Annotated in this window: 14 protein-coding genes and 1 tRNA gene; 7 read left to right on the top strand and 8 right to left on the bottom strand. The window is 59.2% G+C overall.

Annotated features, from left to right (window positions below):
• Positions 1-102: 102 nt before the first annotated feature.
• Entirely contained in the window at positions 103-1,071 is a 969-nt protein-coding gene (locus tag AAEZ03_RS20570) for a FecR family protein (protein WP_350581174.1), read from the bottom strand.
• Complete coding sequence (locus AAEZ03_RS20575) at positions 1,068-1,574, bottom strand: sigma-70 family RNA polymerase sigma factor (protein WP_048367786.1); 507 nt, start codon at positions 1,572-1,574, stop codon at positions 1,068-1,070. The genes AAEZ03_RS20570 and AAEZ03_RS20575 overlap by 4 nt, the downstream gene beginning before the upstream one ends.
• Before the next feature lie 169 nt (positions 1,575-1,743).
• On the opposite strand from AAEZ03_RS20575, the gene AAEZ03_RS20580 reads away from it, so the two are divergent.
• Positions 1,744-2,133: a c-type cytochrome gene (locus AAEZ03_RS20580; RefSeq protein ID WP_278939538.1), complete on the top strand. Its 390-nt coding sequence runs from the start codon at positions 1,744-1,746 to the stop codon at positions 2,131-2,133.
• Here the strand turns inward: AAEZ03_RS20580 and AAEZ03_RS20585 are convergent, their stop codons facing one another.
• The 6 genes from AAEZ03_RS20585 to AAEZ03_RS20610 all read right to left on the bottom strand — a co-directional run bounded on the left by AAEZ03_RS20585 (position 2,134) and on the right by AAEZ03_RS20610 (position 7,741).
• On the bottom strand, positions 2,134-2,463 hold the full coding sequence (locus tag AAEZ03_RS20585) for a hypothetical protein (protein ID WP_350581177.1): 330 nt from the start codon (positions 2,461-2,463) through the stop codon (positions 2,134-2,136).
• A 130-nt stretch (positions 2,464-2,593) separates the two neighbouring features.
• On the bottom strand, positions 2,594-5,083 hold the full coding sequence (locus AAEZ03_RS20590) for a TonB-dependent siderophore receptor (protein ID WP_350581179.1): 2,490 nt from the start codon (positions 5,081-5,083) through the stop codon (positions 2,594-2,596).
• A gap of 115 nt (positions 5,084-5,198) precedes the next feature.
• Positions 5,199-6,140: a FecR domain-containing protein gene (locus tag AAEZ03_RS20595; RefSeq protein WP_350581181.1), complete on the bottom strand. Its 942-nt coding sequence runs from the start codon at positions 6,138-6,140 to the stop codon at positions 5,199-5,201.
• Entirely contained in the window at positions 6,140-6,640 is a 501-nt protein-coding gene (locus AAEZ03_RS20600; protein ID WP_350581183.1) for a sigma-70 family RNA polymerase sigma factor, read from the bottom strand. Before AAEZ03_RS20600 ends, AAEZ03_RS20595 begins: the two co-directional genes overlap by 1 nt.
• Positions 6,641-6,801: 161 nt before the next feature.
• Positions 6,802-7,095 carry a DUF3077 domain-containing protein gene (locus AAEZ03_RS20605; RefSeq protein ID WP_153336024.1) on the bottom strand — a complete coding sequence of 98 codons (294 nt, stop codon included), beginning with the start codon at positions 7,093-7,095 and terminating at the stop codon, positions 6,802-6,804.
• A gap of 561 nt (positions 7,096-7,656) precedes the next feature.
• Positions 7,657-7,741: transfer RNA gene (locus AAEZ03_RS20610), tRNA-Leu, on the bottom strand.
• A 106-nt stretch (positions 7,742-7,847) separates the two neighbouring features.
• Between AAEZ03_RS20610 and queA the strand changes: the two genes are divergently transcribed.
• The 6 genes from queA (at position 7,848) to AAEZ03_RS20640 (ending at position 13,928) form a co-directional block, all read left to right on the top strand.
• The gene (gene queA, locus AAEZ03_RS20615; protein WP_153328866.1) at positions 7,848-8,909 is read left to right on the top strand and encodes a tRNA preQ1(34) S-adenosylmethionine ribosyltransferase-isomerase QueA; all 1,062 of its coding nucleotides are present in this window, start codon (positions 7,848-7,850) and stop codon (positions 8,907-8,909) included.
• An 11-nt stretch (positions 8,910-8,920) separates the two neighbouring features.
• Positions 8,921-10,036: a tRNA guanosine(34) transglycosylase Tgt gene (tgt, locus tag AAEZ03_RS20620; protein ID WP_082148614.1), complete on the top strand. Its 1,116-nt coding sequence runs from the start codon at positions 8,921-8,923 to the stop codon at positions 10,034-10,036.
• Positions 10,037-10,078: 42 nt separating this feature from the next.
• Positions 10,079-10,417 carry a preprotein translocase subunit YajC gene (gene yajC / locus AAEZ03_RS20625; RefSeq protein WP_048385865.1) on the top strand — a complete coding sequence of 113 codons (339 nt, stop codon included), beginning with the start codon at positions 10,079-10,081 and terminating at the stop codon, positions 10,415-10,417.
• A 66-nt stretch (positions 10,418-10,483) separates the two neighbouring features.
• Positions 10,484-12,352 carry a protein translocase subunit SecD gene (gene secD, locus AAEZ03_RS20630; protein ID WP_048367103.1) on the top strand — a complete coding sequence of 623 codons (1,869 nt, stop codon included), beginning with the start codon at positions 10,484-10,486 and terminating at the stop codon, positions 12,350-12,352.
• Between the two features lie 9 nt (positions 12,353-12,361).
• Positions 12,362-13,276: a protein translocase subunit SecF gene (gene secF, locus AAEZ03_RS20635; protein ID WP_048367102.1), complete on the top strand. Its 915-nt coding sequence runs from the start codon at positions 12,362-12,364 to the stop codon at positions 13,274-13,276.
• A gap of 124 nt (positions 13,277-13,400) precedes the next feature.
• Positions 13,401-13,928, top strand: a complete 528-nt coding sequence (locus AAEZ03_RS20640; protein ID WP_048367100.1) for a glycine zipper 2TM domain-containing protein — start codon at positions 13,401-13,403, stop codon at positions 13,926-13,928.
• Positions 13,929-14,028: the final 100 nt, after the last annotated feature.

A 14,028-nucleotide genomic window follows, 5' to 3' on the forward strand; every position in this document is an offset into this window, starting at 1 on the left:
AGCATTCTCCTGATCGTGTGGAAGTCTCAGGAGATAGGTGGGCTGAGAATTAAAAACCGGACACGGATGCGAGCAATTATCAAAAATATTTTGCGCCGTGGCTCAGGCCGGCCGGATCAACGTCAGCCACGGGCTGTAGCGGTCCACGCGAATGGGTAGGGTTTCGGCCAACGCGGTGTAGGCCCGGTCGGGGTCATTCAGCGGGTACACGCCTTGCACACGCAGGCCGCGCACTTCAGGGGCGACACGCACCAGCCCGCGGGTGTAAGGGCGCAGCGCATCGACCACCTGCGCCAGGGAGTCATCCAGTACGTTCAGCCGACCGTTCAACCACTCGGCGCGGTATTGCTGGTTGCCCGCTTGCGGCACGATCTGCCGGGGGTAGAGCAGGGCAGACTGGCCTTCTTGCAGGGCCAGGGTGGTGCCGTTGAACAACCGGGTTACAACCGCATGCTCAAGGACCACGACGCGGCTGGCCGCTGATTCCTGCGAGACCAGAAAGCGCGTGCCCAAGGCCTGGACCTCGCCTTCGGCGGTGCGCACGCGAAGCGGACGACGCGCATCGGGCGCAACCTGAATCACCAACTCGCCACGGCGTAAAATCACCAGCCGTTGCTGGCTATTGAAGTGCAGGTCAACCGCGCTGTTGGCATTGAGGCTAAGGCGGCTGCCATCGGCCAGGTTAAAGTCGTCGCGCTCACCCACCCCGGTCGACAGGTCGGCCAGCAACGACTCACCCAACGGGCTGCTGGCGCCCAGCCACAACCCGCCGCCGAGCAAGCCCAAACCGGCCAGCGCGCGCAAAGCGTCCCGCCGAGTGGTGCTCGGTTGCAGCAGCACTAACCGTGCTTCACCCGCTTGCCCGGGCAGGCGCCGGTCCAGCGCGCGAACGGTATTGAACGAGCCACCGAGGCGCTTTTGCAGGGTGTCCCACGCGTGCACATGCGCCGGGTCTGCGGCCAGCCATGCGTTGAAACGCTCCAGCAGGGCGGCGTCGGGGGTGTCAGCGCGCAGCTTCACCATCCAGTCAATGCTCTGTTCGCTGACCGGGTCCAGGCGTAACTCGCTCATAGGGCTGCCTCGCACAGATAACACTGGCGCAAGGCCTGTTTCATGTAGCGGCTGACGGTGCGTTCCGACAGGCCGAGTTTTTGCGCAATGGCCACATAGCTCAGGCCGTCCAGCTGGCTGTACAAAAAGGTAGCTTTGACTACCAGCGGTAAGCCGTCGATGGCCCGATCGATAGCCACCAGCGCCTCAATCAACTGCAACTGTTCTTCGGGGGAGGGCACCACGGTTTCCGGGAGCAAGGCCAAGCGTTCCAGATAGGCGCTTTCCAGTTTGCCGCGCCGGTGCCGATCGAAAATCAAACGTCGCGCAATCGTCGATAAATAAGCCCGCGGCTGCTCGATGCTGTCCGGGTCGACCCGTGCGGCGAGCATTTGGCAAAACGTGTCGGCTGCCGTGTCTTCGGCATCTGCAGGGTTACGCACGCGCCGACGAATATGCTGCAGCAACCAACGGTGGTGATCGCTGAAAAAAAAGCCCAGCTTGCGAGTCGAGAGAGGTTGCACCGGTCGGTTTTCCAGAAGGTGAGTGCGAATCGTTCTCAAGTCTAGCGGCGATATGATGGCAACTGCAATCACCGCCGAGCGAAACACATGATCTGGGTCTCGTGACGGGTTTTAGGCCTGGGCTATAGTGGCGCCTGCCTGAACACCTCGACCTGATGTGGAGTCACCTATGACGTACCGAGCCTTGCTGACCTTGCTTGTGACCCTGAATGCCGGACTGTTCAGCCTGGGGGCTGCGGCGGCGGGCGATGCAGAGGCGGGCGGCAAGTTATTCAGCAAGACCTGCGGCGGGTGCCACAGCATCGGGGAAAACGCCCGCAGCGGTTTTGGGCCGCATTTGAATGGTGTGATCGGGCGCCAGGCCGGGAGTTTGCCGGGTTACCAGTTTTCGGAGGCGATGAAAAACTCCGGCGTGGTCTGGACCCCCGAGACGCTCGCGGCGTACATCGAAGCCCCGAAAAAAGTGGTGAAGGGCACGCGCATGATTTTCTGGGGCATCAGCGACCCGGAGAAAATTGCCAATCTGCTGGCTTATATCGAAACCTTCAAAGACCAGTAATCACAGGATGTCGTGTAAATAATCCTTGAGCGCCAGCAGCGGCGCGTTCAGTTGCTCCAGGCTGTGCGCCTGTTGCACCCCAAGCGCCAGCTTCTGCAATTCGCGCCCCATGGGCGAGTCCGCACCACCAATGGCGTCCATGGCCAGGTCGATGCACTCATCGATTTTGGCCTTGATCGCCTCCAGGTCGCCCTTGCGCACCAGAAAGGCAAACACGTCGCGCTGATAGTCACCCATGACCATGTCGTCGCGCAGAATCGGGCTCTGGCCCTCAGCTTCGTAGGCGAGCTTGAGCGAGAAAAGGGCGACGGTCTCCAGCGGGCGTTCCATGGGGCGTGGTCCTGTGGCGGGGATTGAGCGGGGGATGATGGCTTTTTTGCCGGTGAAAAAAAAGTCTTGGGTCTCAGTAAAAACGCCGCCGTCTCATCACTGAGAGGGCGGCGCTATGAGCGTTACCGGTTTAGAACGTGTACTTGGTCGTCAACATCACGTTACGCGGCGGGCCATAAGAGCCGCTGCGGAAGTTCTCGTCCAGCGAGCTGATGTACTTTTTGTCGAACACGTTGTTGAGGGTGGCCGTGGTCGACCACTGCGGCGTGAGTTGATAGCGCGCCATCAGGTTGGCAACGGCGTAGTCGCTTTGCTTGACCTTGGCCGGGGTGGTGAGCTGCCAGCTGTCCACGGTCATATGGATTGCACTTTGCCAGTTGACCCCGCCGCCGACGGTCACGCGGTCCAGTTCGCCGGGCAGGCGGTAGGTGGTCCAGACCTTCAGCATGTCGGCCGGAATGATGGTTTTGACGCGCTCGTTATCAGCGTCTTTAACCACACTGTGGCTATAGCTGGCGTTGAGGTTCCAGTCGGGCAGCAGTTCCCCGCTGACTTCCATATCAATGCCACGGGTCTTGGTCTTTTTCGCGACATACGCGGTCAGGTTGTCGTTGCCGATCACCAGCCCGTCGGCGATGGCGTCGTTGTCCAGGTCAACTTCAAACAGCGCAATGGCGGTGTTCAAGCGGCCGTCATAGTAATCACTCTTGAGACCGATTTCGTAGTTGTCGCCTTTGCGCGGGTCCAGCAGGTTGCCGCTGGTGGTGCGGTAGGGCTGCGGCTTGAAGATGCTGGTGTAGCTGGCATAGACCGAGTGGTTGGGGGTCAGGTCGTAGACCACCCCGGCGTACGGCGTGACCTTGCCATTGACCCGCAAGGTGTCATCGGTGTTGAAGCGTTGCATGTTCGCGACGTTGTAATGCAGAAAGGCATCGTAGCGATAGTTGCTCACGCGCGTGCCGAGGATGACAGAGAGGTCATCGGTGGGTTTGAGCCGGGTGGCCAGGTACACACCGTTCTGCCATTGGTTGATGTTGTCGTCTTCGCGGTTGAAGTTGTAAGAGGCGTTGGGCGCGTAGTTGTCCCAGTTGTAAATATTCACCGGCTTGCCGCTGACGCCATTGTCGCTGGTGCCGTTGGCCAGCAGGTTGCCGAAGCCGTTACGACGGTTTTCGTAGCTCTGATAGTTAAACCCCACCACCAGTTCATGCTCGCGCCCCAGCCATTGGTAAGGGCCGGACAGCATCACATCCAGGCCTTTTTGCTCTTGCGTATTGTCGCCCTTGGTCGCGGTGTAACTGAGGCCGCTGCCAGTCTGCGGGTTGAGAAAGCCCGTGGTGGTGCCGACGATGATCGAGTCGTACTCGCGGGTGCCGTACAGGGAGTTGGCGGAGACCTTCAGCGTCCAGTCATGGGCCAGTTTTTGCTCGATCGAGGCGAAGGCATTCACCGACTCCTGGCGGTTGGTGCTGTCGCGGCTTGCCGGGTTTTCGCTGCGTGACAGGTGCAGTTGGTTGCCCTTGTTGTCCACCATCGGCAGGCCCGTGGTAGAGAAACCGCGCGGGTCGTTGTAAAGGTATTCGGCCCCGACGGTCAGCAGCGTGCTGTCACTCAGGTCGGCTTCTGCCACGCCGTAGAGGATGGTTTTTTCCTGCTGCAGATAATCGGTAAAGCTGTTGGCTTGTTGATAGGCCGCGACGGCGCGCCCGCGCACATTACCGGGCGGCGTCAGCGGGCCGGACACGTCCACTTCGGTGCGGTACAGGTCCCATGAGCCGAGGCCGGCACTGACGTAGCCCTGGAACGTCGAGGTAGGCTTTTTGCGCACCATATTGATGGTGCCGGAAGGGTCGCCCGTGCCGGAGAGCAAACCGGACGCACCGCGCAGCACTTCGATGTGGTCATAAATCGCCATGTCCGACAGCGCTTGAGGCAATGCCTGGCTGAACGCGAACGAGGTGGTCGGCATGCCGTCGTATTGATAGTTATCAATCGCCAACCCGCGGGAGAACACATACAGGCGATCACTGCCGGGGCTTTGCACGTTGATACCGGGCGTTTGCTCCAGCACCGAGCCGATGCTGCTGAGGTTTTGGTCGTCGATGCGCTGACGGGTCATGACGCTGACAGACTGGGGCGTCTCTTTAAGGCTCAGGTTGAGCTTGGTGGCTGTAGTCGTGGAGCCGGTGGTGTAGGAACCGGTATTTTCGCTGACCTCACCCAGCGCTTGGCCGGTGATCGACGTGGCCCCCAGTTGCAGCGAGCCATCCTTCGCGGCGGGCACCAGCACGTACGCCCCATTGGCCTGGCGCTGAGCCTGCAAGCCACTGCCTGCCAGCAAGCGCGCAAGGCCTTCATCAACGCCATAGGTGCCGTTAAGGCCCGACGTGGTCATGCCTTGGGTTTGTTCGGCGTTAAACGACAGCGTCACATTCGCCGCCGTCGCAAACAGGCTCAGGGCGGTACCCAGTGAGCCGGCATTGATCTGGTAGGCGTGGGTCTGGGTTTGCGCCGACACGTGGGGGGCGGCCAGGGCTGCGGCCGCAGAGGCACCGAGCGCCACCGCCAGGCGAATGGCCTGCGCGAGCGGCTTGGCGGCGCTAAGGGTAAATCGTGACATACGGGTTTCCTTCCGTTGGCAGGGGCAGAGGCGCAGCTGTGATCGCTGCTTTCTGTACATGGCCGAACGAAAATTGAAATCGGCAACCCTTAGTGGGAATTATTCGCAAAAAAATTTAAGCCGCTTCGACAGTGGCCCAATAACGCGTGATGAAACGCACCGTGACTGGCAGCGACTGGCTGAGGTTTTCCAGAATGGTGTCGGTGTTATCAATCCGAAACGCGCCACTGAGCCGCAAGTGCGCAATGCCGGGATCGCAACGCAATACGCCGTGGCGGTAGCGGCTTAGCTCAGTGATGAAGTCGCCCAAACGCCAATCGATGACCGTCAGCATGCCTTGGCTCCACGCACCAGCACCCGCCGGGGCCGCCGTGATGGCGCTGACCTCATTGGGTTCCAGGTGAGCCTGTTGGCCCGCATCCAGGCGCTGCACCCGTGACGGGTGATTCAAGGGCCGCAGCTCAACCGCCTTTTCCAGCACGCACACCTCGGTAAAGCTTGGCCCGCAGCGCACCACAAAGCGCGTGCCCAAGGCGCGCACACTGCCTTGGGGCGACTCGACGATAAAAGGCCGAGAGTCGCTGGCGGTTTGCACCAGAATTTCGCCCCGGTGCAGGCGGATCAGGCGCGTTTGCGCACTGAAAACAATGTCCAGCGCGCTGTCGGTATTGATGTCTATCTGGCTTTCATCGCTTAAGCGCAGGTGCCGACGCTGCCCGGTGGCGGTGCGCTGATCGGCCAGCATTGCCCGGTAAGGCACGTGCTCCGTGGCCAGCCAGCCACTGCCGCCTGCGGCCAGCAACAAGCCCAGGGTTTTGAGCACCGCGCGGCGACGCGCCTTCACCCCGGCCAACGTCGTCAGCGTGACCTCTGCCGGCAACCCGGCCCATTGGCTTTGCAGTTTCTGCACCCGCGCCCAGGCCCGTGCATGCTGCGGGCTGGCCTGCAACCAGGCGGCCCACGCCTGTTGGTCTGCCTCATTGGGCGCGCTGCTGCTGAGCCGCACATACCAGGTGGCGGCGGCTTCGAGGGTGTGAAGATCGAGAGGCGGTGCCATCAGTCTTCCGTTAACAGCAAGCAGTGTGTCATGGCGCGGATCACGTGCTTTTTGACCGTGGTCACCGACACCCCCAAGCGTTTGCCGGTGGCCACATAACTCAGGCCTTCCAGTTGAACGCTGAGGAAAATCTGCCGCGTGCGCTCGCCCAGGCCGTCCAACATGGAATCAATCGCCACCAGGGTTTCGAGAATCAGCAGGCGTTTTTCGGGCGAAATATCCATCGGCTCAGGGTGCAGGGCCAGCGCTTCGCAGTACGCCTGCTCCAGGGCACGGCGCCGGAACTTGTCGATCATCAGTGCACGGGCAATGGCGCTCAAGTAAGTGCGCGGCTCGCGGATCTGCTCGATATCACGGGACGCCAGTAAGCGTACAAACGTGTCCTGAGCCAAGTCGGCTGCATCGTTGGCGTTACCCAACCGCGCGCGCAACCAGCTTTTGAGCCAGCCATTATGTTCGCTGTACAACAGGTGCAGGGCGCAATGGTCAGGAGCGGGCATAAGTGGCCAACCAATATCACTGATTGATAATGAGTCGCATTGTCTAGATCGCGCTGCAATTGTGCAAGATGGTTGATTAGGAGAGGGCGCTTTGCGCGCGGAGTTACCGATGTGTGGCACACAAAAACCGGCGCGGTGGCCGGTTTTCTGCGCAGATAATCTTAGACCGCATCCCCTTCTTGAGCCTGCTGCAGCCCCAGCGTGAGGTCATCAATGACCGCCTTGGCCATCTCGCTGAGATAGTGCGAAGCCCAGCGCATGGCTTCGTTGCCATCGTCCATGGCCCCGAGAAACGACAGCGTATTGACGCAGTTCATCAGCAAAGAGGCGTGCTCCATCGCCTCAACGCCCGAAATACCGGGGTTGACGCTGAACAAGCGTTGATTCTGAGCATTGCACGTGCCGAACGTAGCAGCACCGGTGGTATGGAGCAAAGGGGAAGCAGGGCGTGTCATTGGGCGTAACTCCTGTATGTGAGGAGCTGCCACGGTTCGCCGCGAAACGAATAAGGGTGGCAGCCATGTGCGGGTTCGCGGACCGGGCATACAGGAACCCCGGCAGACCCGAAGGTCTCCCACACACAGCCGCCATAACAGACTAGCGGGCACAAAAAAGCGCCAGCTATTGAAATGGTGGCGCCTGTGCGCCTGTATATGCTCGGACCGCGACGTCCGGTCGCTGAATGGGCAGCGACGGAGCGAGAGTAACGCTCCCGGTTGAAAAGGGCAAACGTGGCGCACGTGCCATCTGTAGGAGCGAGCTTGCCTCGCGATCTTTTGATCTTGGAGAGCCGCTCGCAGCCTTCGTGCCTCGGCAGCGACTACAGGTTGTGGTGGGGGCGAAAAAGTTGGGTGTGGTTTTACGACTGCTTCGCAGCCGGACGTAGCCTCGCGGTGCTCGTCAACGGCTACAGGGGAGGGGGCACGCCATTTGTAGGAGCGAGCTTGCCTCGCGATCTTTTGATCTTTTCTACAGGCGAAAAAAAAGACCTTGATAATCAAGGTCTTTCTTTAAGATGGTGCCCCGAGGGAGACTCGAACTCCCACTTCTTGCGAAAACGGATTTTGAATCCGCCGCGTCTACCAATTCCGCCATCAGGGCTCAATGGCGGCGAAGTATAGAGATGACATTTAGGTCGGTCAACAACTTATTGGTCTATTTTTACTAAGTCCGTTAAACTCCCCGGCCCTGCTAGACGAAACCTATCATGCGCGTTGCTGACTTTACTTTCGAGCTCCCTGATTCACTCATCGCACGCCATCCTTTGGCGGAGCGCCGTAACAGTCGCCTGCTGACCCTGGATGGGGAGAGTGGCGCACTGGCACATCGTCAATTCACTGATTTGCTTGAGCATTTGCGCCCAGGCGATTTGATGGTGTTTAACAATACCCGGGTGATTCCAGCCCGCTTGTTCGGCCAAAAGGCGTCGGGCGGCAAGCTGGAAATTTTGGTTGAGCGGGTGCTCGACAGTCATCGGGTGCTGGCGCATGTGCGCTCCAGCAAGTCGCCAAAACCAGGCTCAAAAATCCTCATTGATGGCGGTGGCGAAGCTGAGATGCTGGCCCGCCACGATGCGTTGTTTGAGTTGGGCTTTACCGATGAGGTGTTGCCGCTGCTTGATCGCGTCGGGCATATGCCGTTGCCGCCGTATATCGACCGCCCGGACGAAGGTGCCGACCGCGAGCGTTATCAAACGGTCTACGCTCAGCGCCTGGGTGCTGTGGCGGCGCCGACCGCGGGCCTGCACTTTGATGAGCCGCTGATGCAGGCCATCGCTGCCAAGGGCGTTGAAACGGCGTTTGTCACGCTGCACGTGGGCGCGGGTACTTTCCAGCCGGTGCGCGTTGAGCGCCTTGAAGACCATCACATGCACACTGAATGGCTCGAAGTCGGCCAGGATGTGGTCGACGCCGTGGCGGCGTGCCGTGCGCGTGGCGGGCGGGTGATTGCGGTGGGCACCACCAGTGTGCGCTCGCTGGAAAGCGCGGCGCGTGACGGTGTGCTGAAGCCGTTCAGTGGCGACACTGACATTTTCATCTTCCCGGGCCGCCCGTTTCATGTGGTCGATGCCTTGGTGACCAACTTCCATTTGCCGGAATCCACGCTGTTGATGCTGGTTTCGGCGTTCGCCGGTTATCCCGAAACCATGGCGGCCTATCAGGCTGCGGTTGAGCATGGGTACCGCTTCTTTAGTTACGGTGATGCGATGTTCATCACCCGCAATCCCGCGCCGACGGCTCCAGCCCCGGCCCCAGAGGATCAAGCATGAGCAACTGTCGTATGTCCTTCGAGCTGCTGGCCACTGATGGCAAGGCTCGTCGTGGTCGCCTGACCTTCCCCCGTGGTGTGGTTGAAACCCCGGCTTTCATGCCTGTGGGCACCTATGGCACGGTCAAGGGCATGCTGCCGCGTGACATTGAAGCCATCGGCGCGCAGATGATTCTGGGCAACACCTTCCACCTGTGGCTGCGCCCGGGCACTGAGGTGATCAAGAAGCACGGCGACTTGCACGATTTCATGAAGTGGCAAGGGCCGATCCTGACTGACTCCGGTGGTTTCCAGGTGTTCAGCCTGGGCGCCATGCGCAAGATTAAAGAAGAGGGCGTGACCTTTGCGTCCCCGGTTGACGGCGCCAAGGTGTTCATGGGGCCGGAAGAGTCGATGCAGGTTCAGCGTGACCTGGGCTCTGACGTAGTGATGATTTTCGACGAATGCACCCCGTACCCGGCCGATGAAGACGTGGCCCGTGTGTCCATGGAACTGTCGCTGCGTTGGGCGCAGCGCTCGAAAATCGCCCATGGCGACAACACCGCAGCCTTGTTCGGCATCGTTCAGGGCGGCATGCATCAGAACCTGCGTGAGCGCTCGCTCGAAGGCCTGAACAAAATCGGCTTCGACGGCCTGGCCATCGGCGGTCTGTCGGTGGGTGAGCCTAAGCACGAGATGATCAAAGTGCTGGATTACCTGCCCGCGATGATGCCTGCTGACAAACCTCGTTACCTTATGGGGGTTGGCAAGCCAGAAGATCTGGTGGAGGGTGTGCGCCGCGGTGTGGACATGTTCGATTGCGTGATGCCAACCCGCAATGCCCGCAATGGGCATCTGTTTATCGACACGGGTGTTTTGAAGATCCGCAATGCGTTCCATCGCCATGATGATTCGCCGCTGGATCCGACCTGCGATTGCTATACCTGCCAGAACTTCTCTCGCGCTTATCTGCATCATCTGGACAAGTGCGGCGAAATGCTGGGTAGCATGCTCAATACCATCCACAATTTGCGGCACTATCAGGTGCTGATGGCTGGTTTGCGCGAGGCTATTCAACAGGGTACATTGGCCACCTTTGTCGATGCCTTCTATGCCAAGCGCGGGCTTCCTGTGCCGCCTTTGGACTAAGTTTCGTACCTCTAAGAACCAACATTGCAACTGGAGTGCTTAATGAGCTTTTTCATCTCTTCCGCTTTCGCGGACGGTGCAGCACCTGCCGCTGCTGCCCCAATGGGCGGCGGCTTTGAATGGATTTTCCTGGTCGGCTTCCTGGTTATCTTTTACCTGATGATCTGGCGTCCACAAGCCAAGCGCGCCAAAGAGCAGAAGGCCCTGTTGGGTAACCTGCAAAAAGGTGATGAGGTTGTGACCACTGGCGGTATCGCCGGCAAAATCACTAAAGTTTCCGACGCTTTTGTTGTCATCGAAGTGTCTGACACTGTAGAGCTGAAAATTCAGAAGGGCTCGGTTGCAGCCACGCTGCCTAAAGGCACGCTGAAAGCGATCTAAGTTTCAACTTTTAACAATCGACGGGGCGCGCAAGGCGCCCCGCGTTTTAAGCGGGCGGCGTGATTGATGCTGAACAAATACCCTCTGTGGAAATACATACTGATCCTGGCAGTGCTGGCGATCGGTTTTATTTATTCCGCTCCCAATCTGTACCCGGATGACCCGGCCATTCAGGTGTCGGGTGCGAGCACGGCATTGCAGGTGACTGAAGCTGATCTGGACCGCGCAAGCAAGGCGCTGACCGACGACGGTATCGTTGTCAAAGGTGCTTCCCTGGCCCAGAACGGCAAAACCGGTTTGCTGCGTCTGGCCAAGAAAGATGACCAGTTGCCAGCCAAGGATGTTGTGCGTAAAGCGTTGGGTGACGATTTTGTCGTTGCGCTCAACCTGGCGCAGACAACGCCTCAGTGGCTGCGTAGCCTGGGTGCTCACCCAATGAAATTGGGTCTGGACTTGTCGGGTGGTGTGCACTTCTTGCTGGAAGTGGACATGGACAAAGCCGTTGATGCACGCATGAAAGTGTACGAAGGCGATGTCAAAAGCCTGCTGCGTAAAGAGAAAGTGCGTTACCGCAGCCTGCCGCAACTCAACGGTGCCATTCAGCTGGGTTTCAGCGATGAAGCAACCCGTGAGCAAGCGCGCGGCCTGATCCGCAAAAACTTCAATGACTTCGACGTAACGGCAGCGGACCTCAATGGCCAGCCGGTTCTGCGTCTGGCGATGACCCCGGCCAAGCTGGCGGAAATCCGTGAATACTCCATCAAGCAAAACCTGACAACCGTCCGTAACCGGGTTAACGAGTTGGGTGTTGCCGAGCCTCTGGTTCAGCGTCAGGGTGCCAACCGCATCGTGGTTGAACTGCCGGGCGTACAAGACACCGCCGAAGCCAAGCGTATTCTGGGCAAGACGGCCAACCTTGAGTTCCGTCTGGCCGCTGAGCCGGGCGCATCGAAAGCCACTTCCGAGACTTTCGAATTCCGCGAGGGCAATCGTCCTGCCGCCCAGATCGAGCGCAGCTTGATCATTACGGGTGACCAGGTGACTGATGCTCAGGCGGGCTTTGACGAGCACGGCCGTCCACAGGTGAACATCAAGCTTGATGGTCATGGTGGCGAGTTGATGAGCCGTTCGACGCGCAGCAACGTGGGTCGCAGCATGGCGGTAATCTTCATCGAGCAACGCCCGGTGACGACGTACACCAAGCAAGTGGTTGACGGTGTTGAGAAGGACGTACCGGTTCAATCGTTCAAAGAAGACAAAAAGATCATCAGCCTGGCGACCATTCAGTCGCCGCTGGGCAGTCAGTTCCGGATCACCGGTCTGAATGGTCAGGGTGAGGCGTCGGAACTTGCACTGCTGTTGCGTGCCGGTGGTCTGGCTGCACCGATGTACTTCGCTGAAGAACGCACCATTGGCCCGAGCCTGGGTGCGGACAACATTGCCAAAGGTGTTGATGCTTCGCTGTGGGGCATGCTGTTTGTGTCGATCTTCATCATCGCTATCTACCGTTTCTTCGGTGTGATCGCGACGGTGGCATTGGCGGGCAACATGGTCTTGCTGCTGGCCCTGATGTCGATTCTGGGTGCAACCCTGACCCTGCCGGGTATTGCCGGTATCGTTCTGACGATGGGTATGGCGGTCGACGCCAACGTACTGATCTTCTCGCGTATTCGTGAAGAACTGGCCACAGGCATGACACCGCAGCGGGCGATCAATGAGGGCTTCAATCGTGCATTCACGGCGATTGTCGACTCCAACCTGACAACCCTGTTGGTCGGCGGGATTCTGTTCGCCATGGGTACCGGGCCGGTTAAAGGCTTTGCGGTCACCATGTCGCTCGGTATCTTCACCTCTATGTTCACGGCCATTATGGTGACCCGAGCATTGGTCAACCTGATCTACGGCGGTCGGGACTTCAAGAAGTTGTGGATTTAAGGGGCTGCCATGTTACGTACTATCAACTTCATGGGCGTGCGCAACGTTGCGTTCGGCGTCACTGTGCTGCTTACCGTGCTGGCGCTGTTCAGCATGTTTCACAAGGGCATGAACTACGGCCTGGACTTCACCGGCGGTACGCTCATCGAGCTGACCTACGAGAAGCCGGCTGACTTGACCAAGGTGCGTGATGAGCTGGCTACGGCCGGCTTCCACGACGCCGTGGTACAGAGCTTTGGTGCGACAACCGACCTGCTGGTGCGGATGCCGGGTGATGACCCGCTACTGGGCAACAAGGTAGCGGCGGCGCTGGGCGAGGCCGACTCGGCCAACCCGGCGGTCATCAAGCGCGTTGAGTTCGTCGGCCCGCAGGTCGGTGAAGAGCTGCGCGACCAGGGCGGCCTCGGCATGCTGATGGCGCTGGGCGGCATCATGCTGTACCTGGCCTTCCGCTTTCAGTGGAAGTTCGCGGTCGGTGCGATCGTTTCTCTGGTGCACGACGTGATCGTGACCATGGGCGTGCTGTCGTTCTTCCAGATCACCTTCGACCTGACGGTGCTGGCGGCAGTGCTGGCGATTATTGGTTACTCGCTCAACGACACCATCGTGGTATTCGACCGGGTTCGTGAGAACTTCCGGGTACTGCGCAAGGCGACGCTGGTTGAGAACATCAATATTTCGACCACGCAAACCCTGTTGCGTACCGTGGCGACCTCGGTGTCGACTTTGCTGGCCATTGCCGCACTGTTGATCTTTGGTGGCGACAACCTGTGGGGCTTCTCGATTGCCTTGTTCGTGGGCGTGATGGCGGGTACTTACTCGTCGATCTACATCGCCAACGTGGTGTTGATCTGGCTCAAGCTCAGCGCCGAGGATTTGATTCCTCCAGCGGCGAGCGAGAAGGAAATCGACGACCGTCCATAACGTTCTGTTAATCCCGGTGGTCACCTGAAAGGCGCGAGTATTGAACTCGCGCCTTTTTTTATGCTCCAAGGCTGGGAGTGATGGATGTGGGAATATTCCCACGTGTGATGGTCTGGAGGTTCACGTGAACAAGTCTTTGCTGGTAGGTGCGGTGTTGGGGGCTGTCGGTGTCACTGCCGGTGGCGCTTTTGCCACTTACAGCTTGGTTAAAGGCCCTGAGTCTGCTCAGGTGTTGGCTGTTCAGCCGGTCTCGCAGCAAATTAAAACCCCGCGTGAGGTGTGTAAAGACGTGACTGTCACGCGCCGTGCGCCGGTCAAGGATGAGCACCAAATCGTCGGCAGTGTGATTGGTGCGGTGGCGGGTGGCCTGTTGGGTAATCAGGTCGGCGGCGGCAGCGGCAAGAAAATTGCCACTGTGGCGGGTGCTTTGGGTGGTGGTTACGCCGGTAACCGGGTGCAGGAAGGAATGCAGGAGCGTGACACGTACACCACGACGCAGACGCGCTGTAACACCGTCAACGACATCAGTGAAAAGGTGGTCGGTTATGACGTGCGTTACACGCTCAATGGCAAGGAAGGCAAAGTGCGTATGGATCACGAGCCGGGCAATGAAATTGCCGTGGATAAGCAGGGTAACTTGATCCTGAATTGATGCGCTGATCTGAACTGCCCCCAAAAAGTTGGACACCCATCCAACTTTTTGGGTTTTCAACATGAATAAGTACACAGAGCAATTTAAGCTCACCGCCATC

The organism is Pseudomonas sp. HY2-MNA-CIBAN-0224, assembly GCF_040310285.1.
Taxonomy (GTDB): domain Bacteria; phylum Pseudomonadota; class Gammaproteobacteria; order Pseudomonadales; family Pseudomonadaceae; genus Aquipseudomonas; species Aquipseudomonas helleri.

Coding starts and splice junctions, on each gene's coding strand:
- AAEZ03_RS20570 (WP_350581174.1), bottom strand. CDS start 1,071: ATGAGCGAGTTACGCCTGGACCCGGTCAGCGAACAGAGCATTGACTGG.
- AAEZ03_RS20580 (WP_278939538.1), top strand. CDS start 1,744: ATGACGTACCGAGCCTTGCTGACCTTGCTTGTGACCCTGAATGCCGGA.
- AAEZ03_RS20585 (WP_350581177.1), bottom strand. CDS start 2,463: ATGGAACGCCCGCTGGAGACCGTCGCCCTTTTCTCGCTCAAGCTCGCC.
- AAEZ03_RS20590 (WP_350581179.1), bottom strand. CDS start 5,083: ATGTCACGATTTACCCTTAGCGCCGCCAAGCCGCTCGCGCAGGCCATT.
- AAEZ03_RS20595 (WP_350581181.1), bottom strand. CDS start 6,140: ATGGCACCGCCTCTCGATCTTCACACCCTCGAAGCCGCCGCCACCTGG.
- AAEZ03_RS20600 (WP_350581183.1), bottom strand. CDS start 6,640: ATGCCCGCTCCTGACCATTGCGCCCTGCACCTGTTGTACAGCGAACAT.
- AAEZ03_RS20605 (WP_153336024.1), bottom strand. CDS start 7,095: ATGACACGCCCTGCTTCCCCTTTGCTCCATACCACCGGTGCTGCTACG.
- queA (WP_153328866.1), top strand. CDS start 7,848: ATGCGCGTTGCTGACTTTACTTTCGAGCTCCCTGATTCACTCATCGCA.
- tgt (WP_082148614.1), top strand. CDS start 8,921: ATGTCCTTCGAGCTGCTGGCCACTGATGGCAAGGCTCGTCGTGGTCGC.
- yajC (WP_048385865.1), top strand. CDS start 10,079: ATGAGCTTTTTCATCTCTTCCGCTTTCGCGGACGGTGCAGCACCTGCC.
- secD (WP_048367103.1), top strand. CDS start 10,484: ATGCTGAACAAATACCCTCTGTGGAAATACATACTGATCCTGGCAGTG.
- secF (WP_048367102.1), top strand. CDS start 12,362: ATGTTACGTACTATCAACTTCATGGGCGTGCGCAACGTTGCGTTCGGC.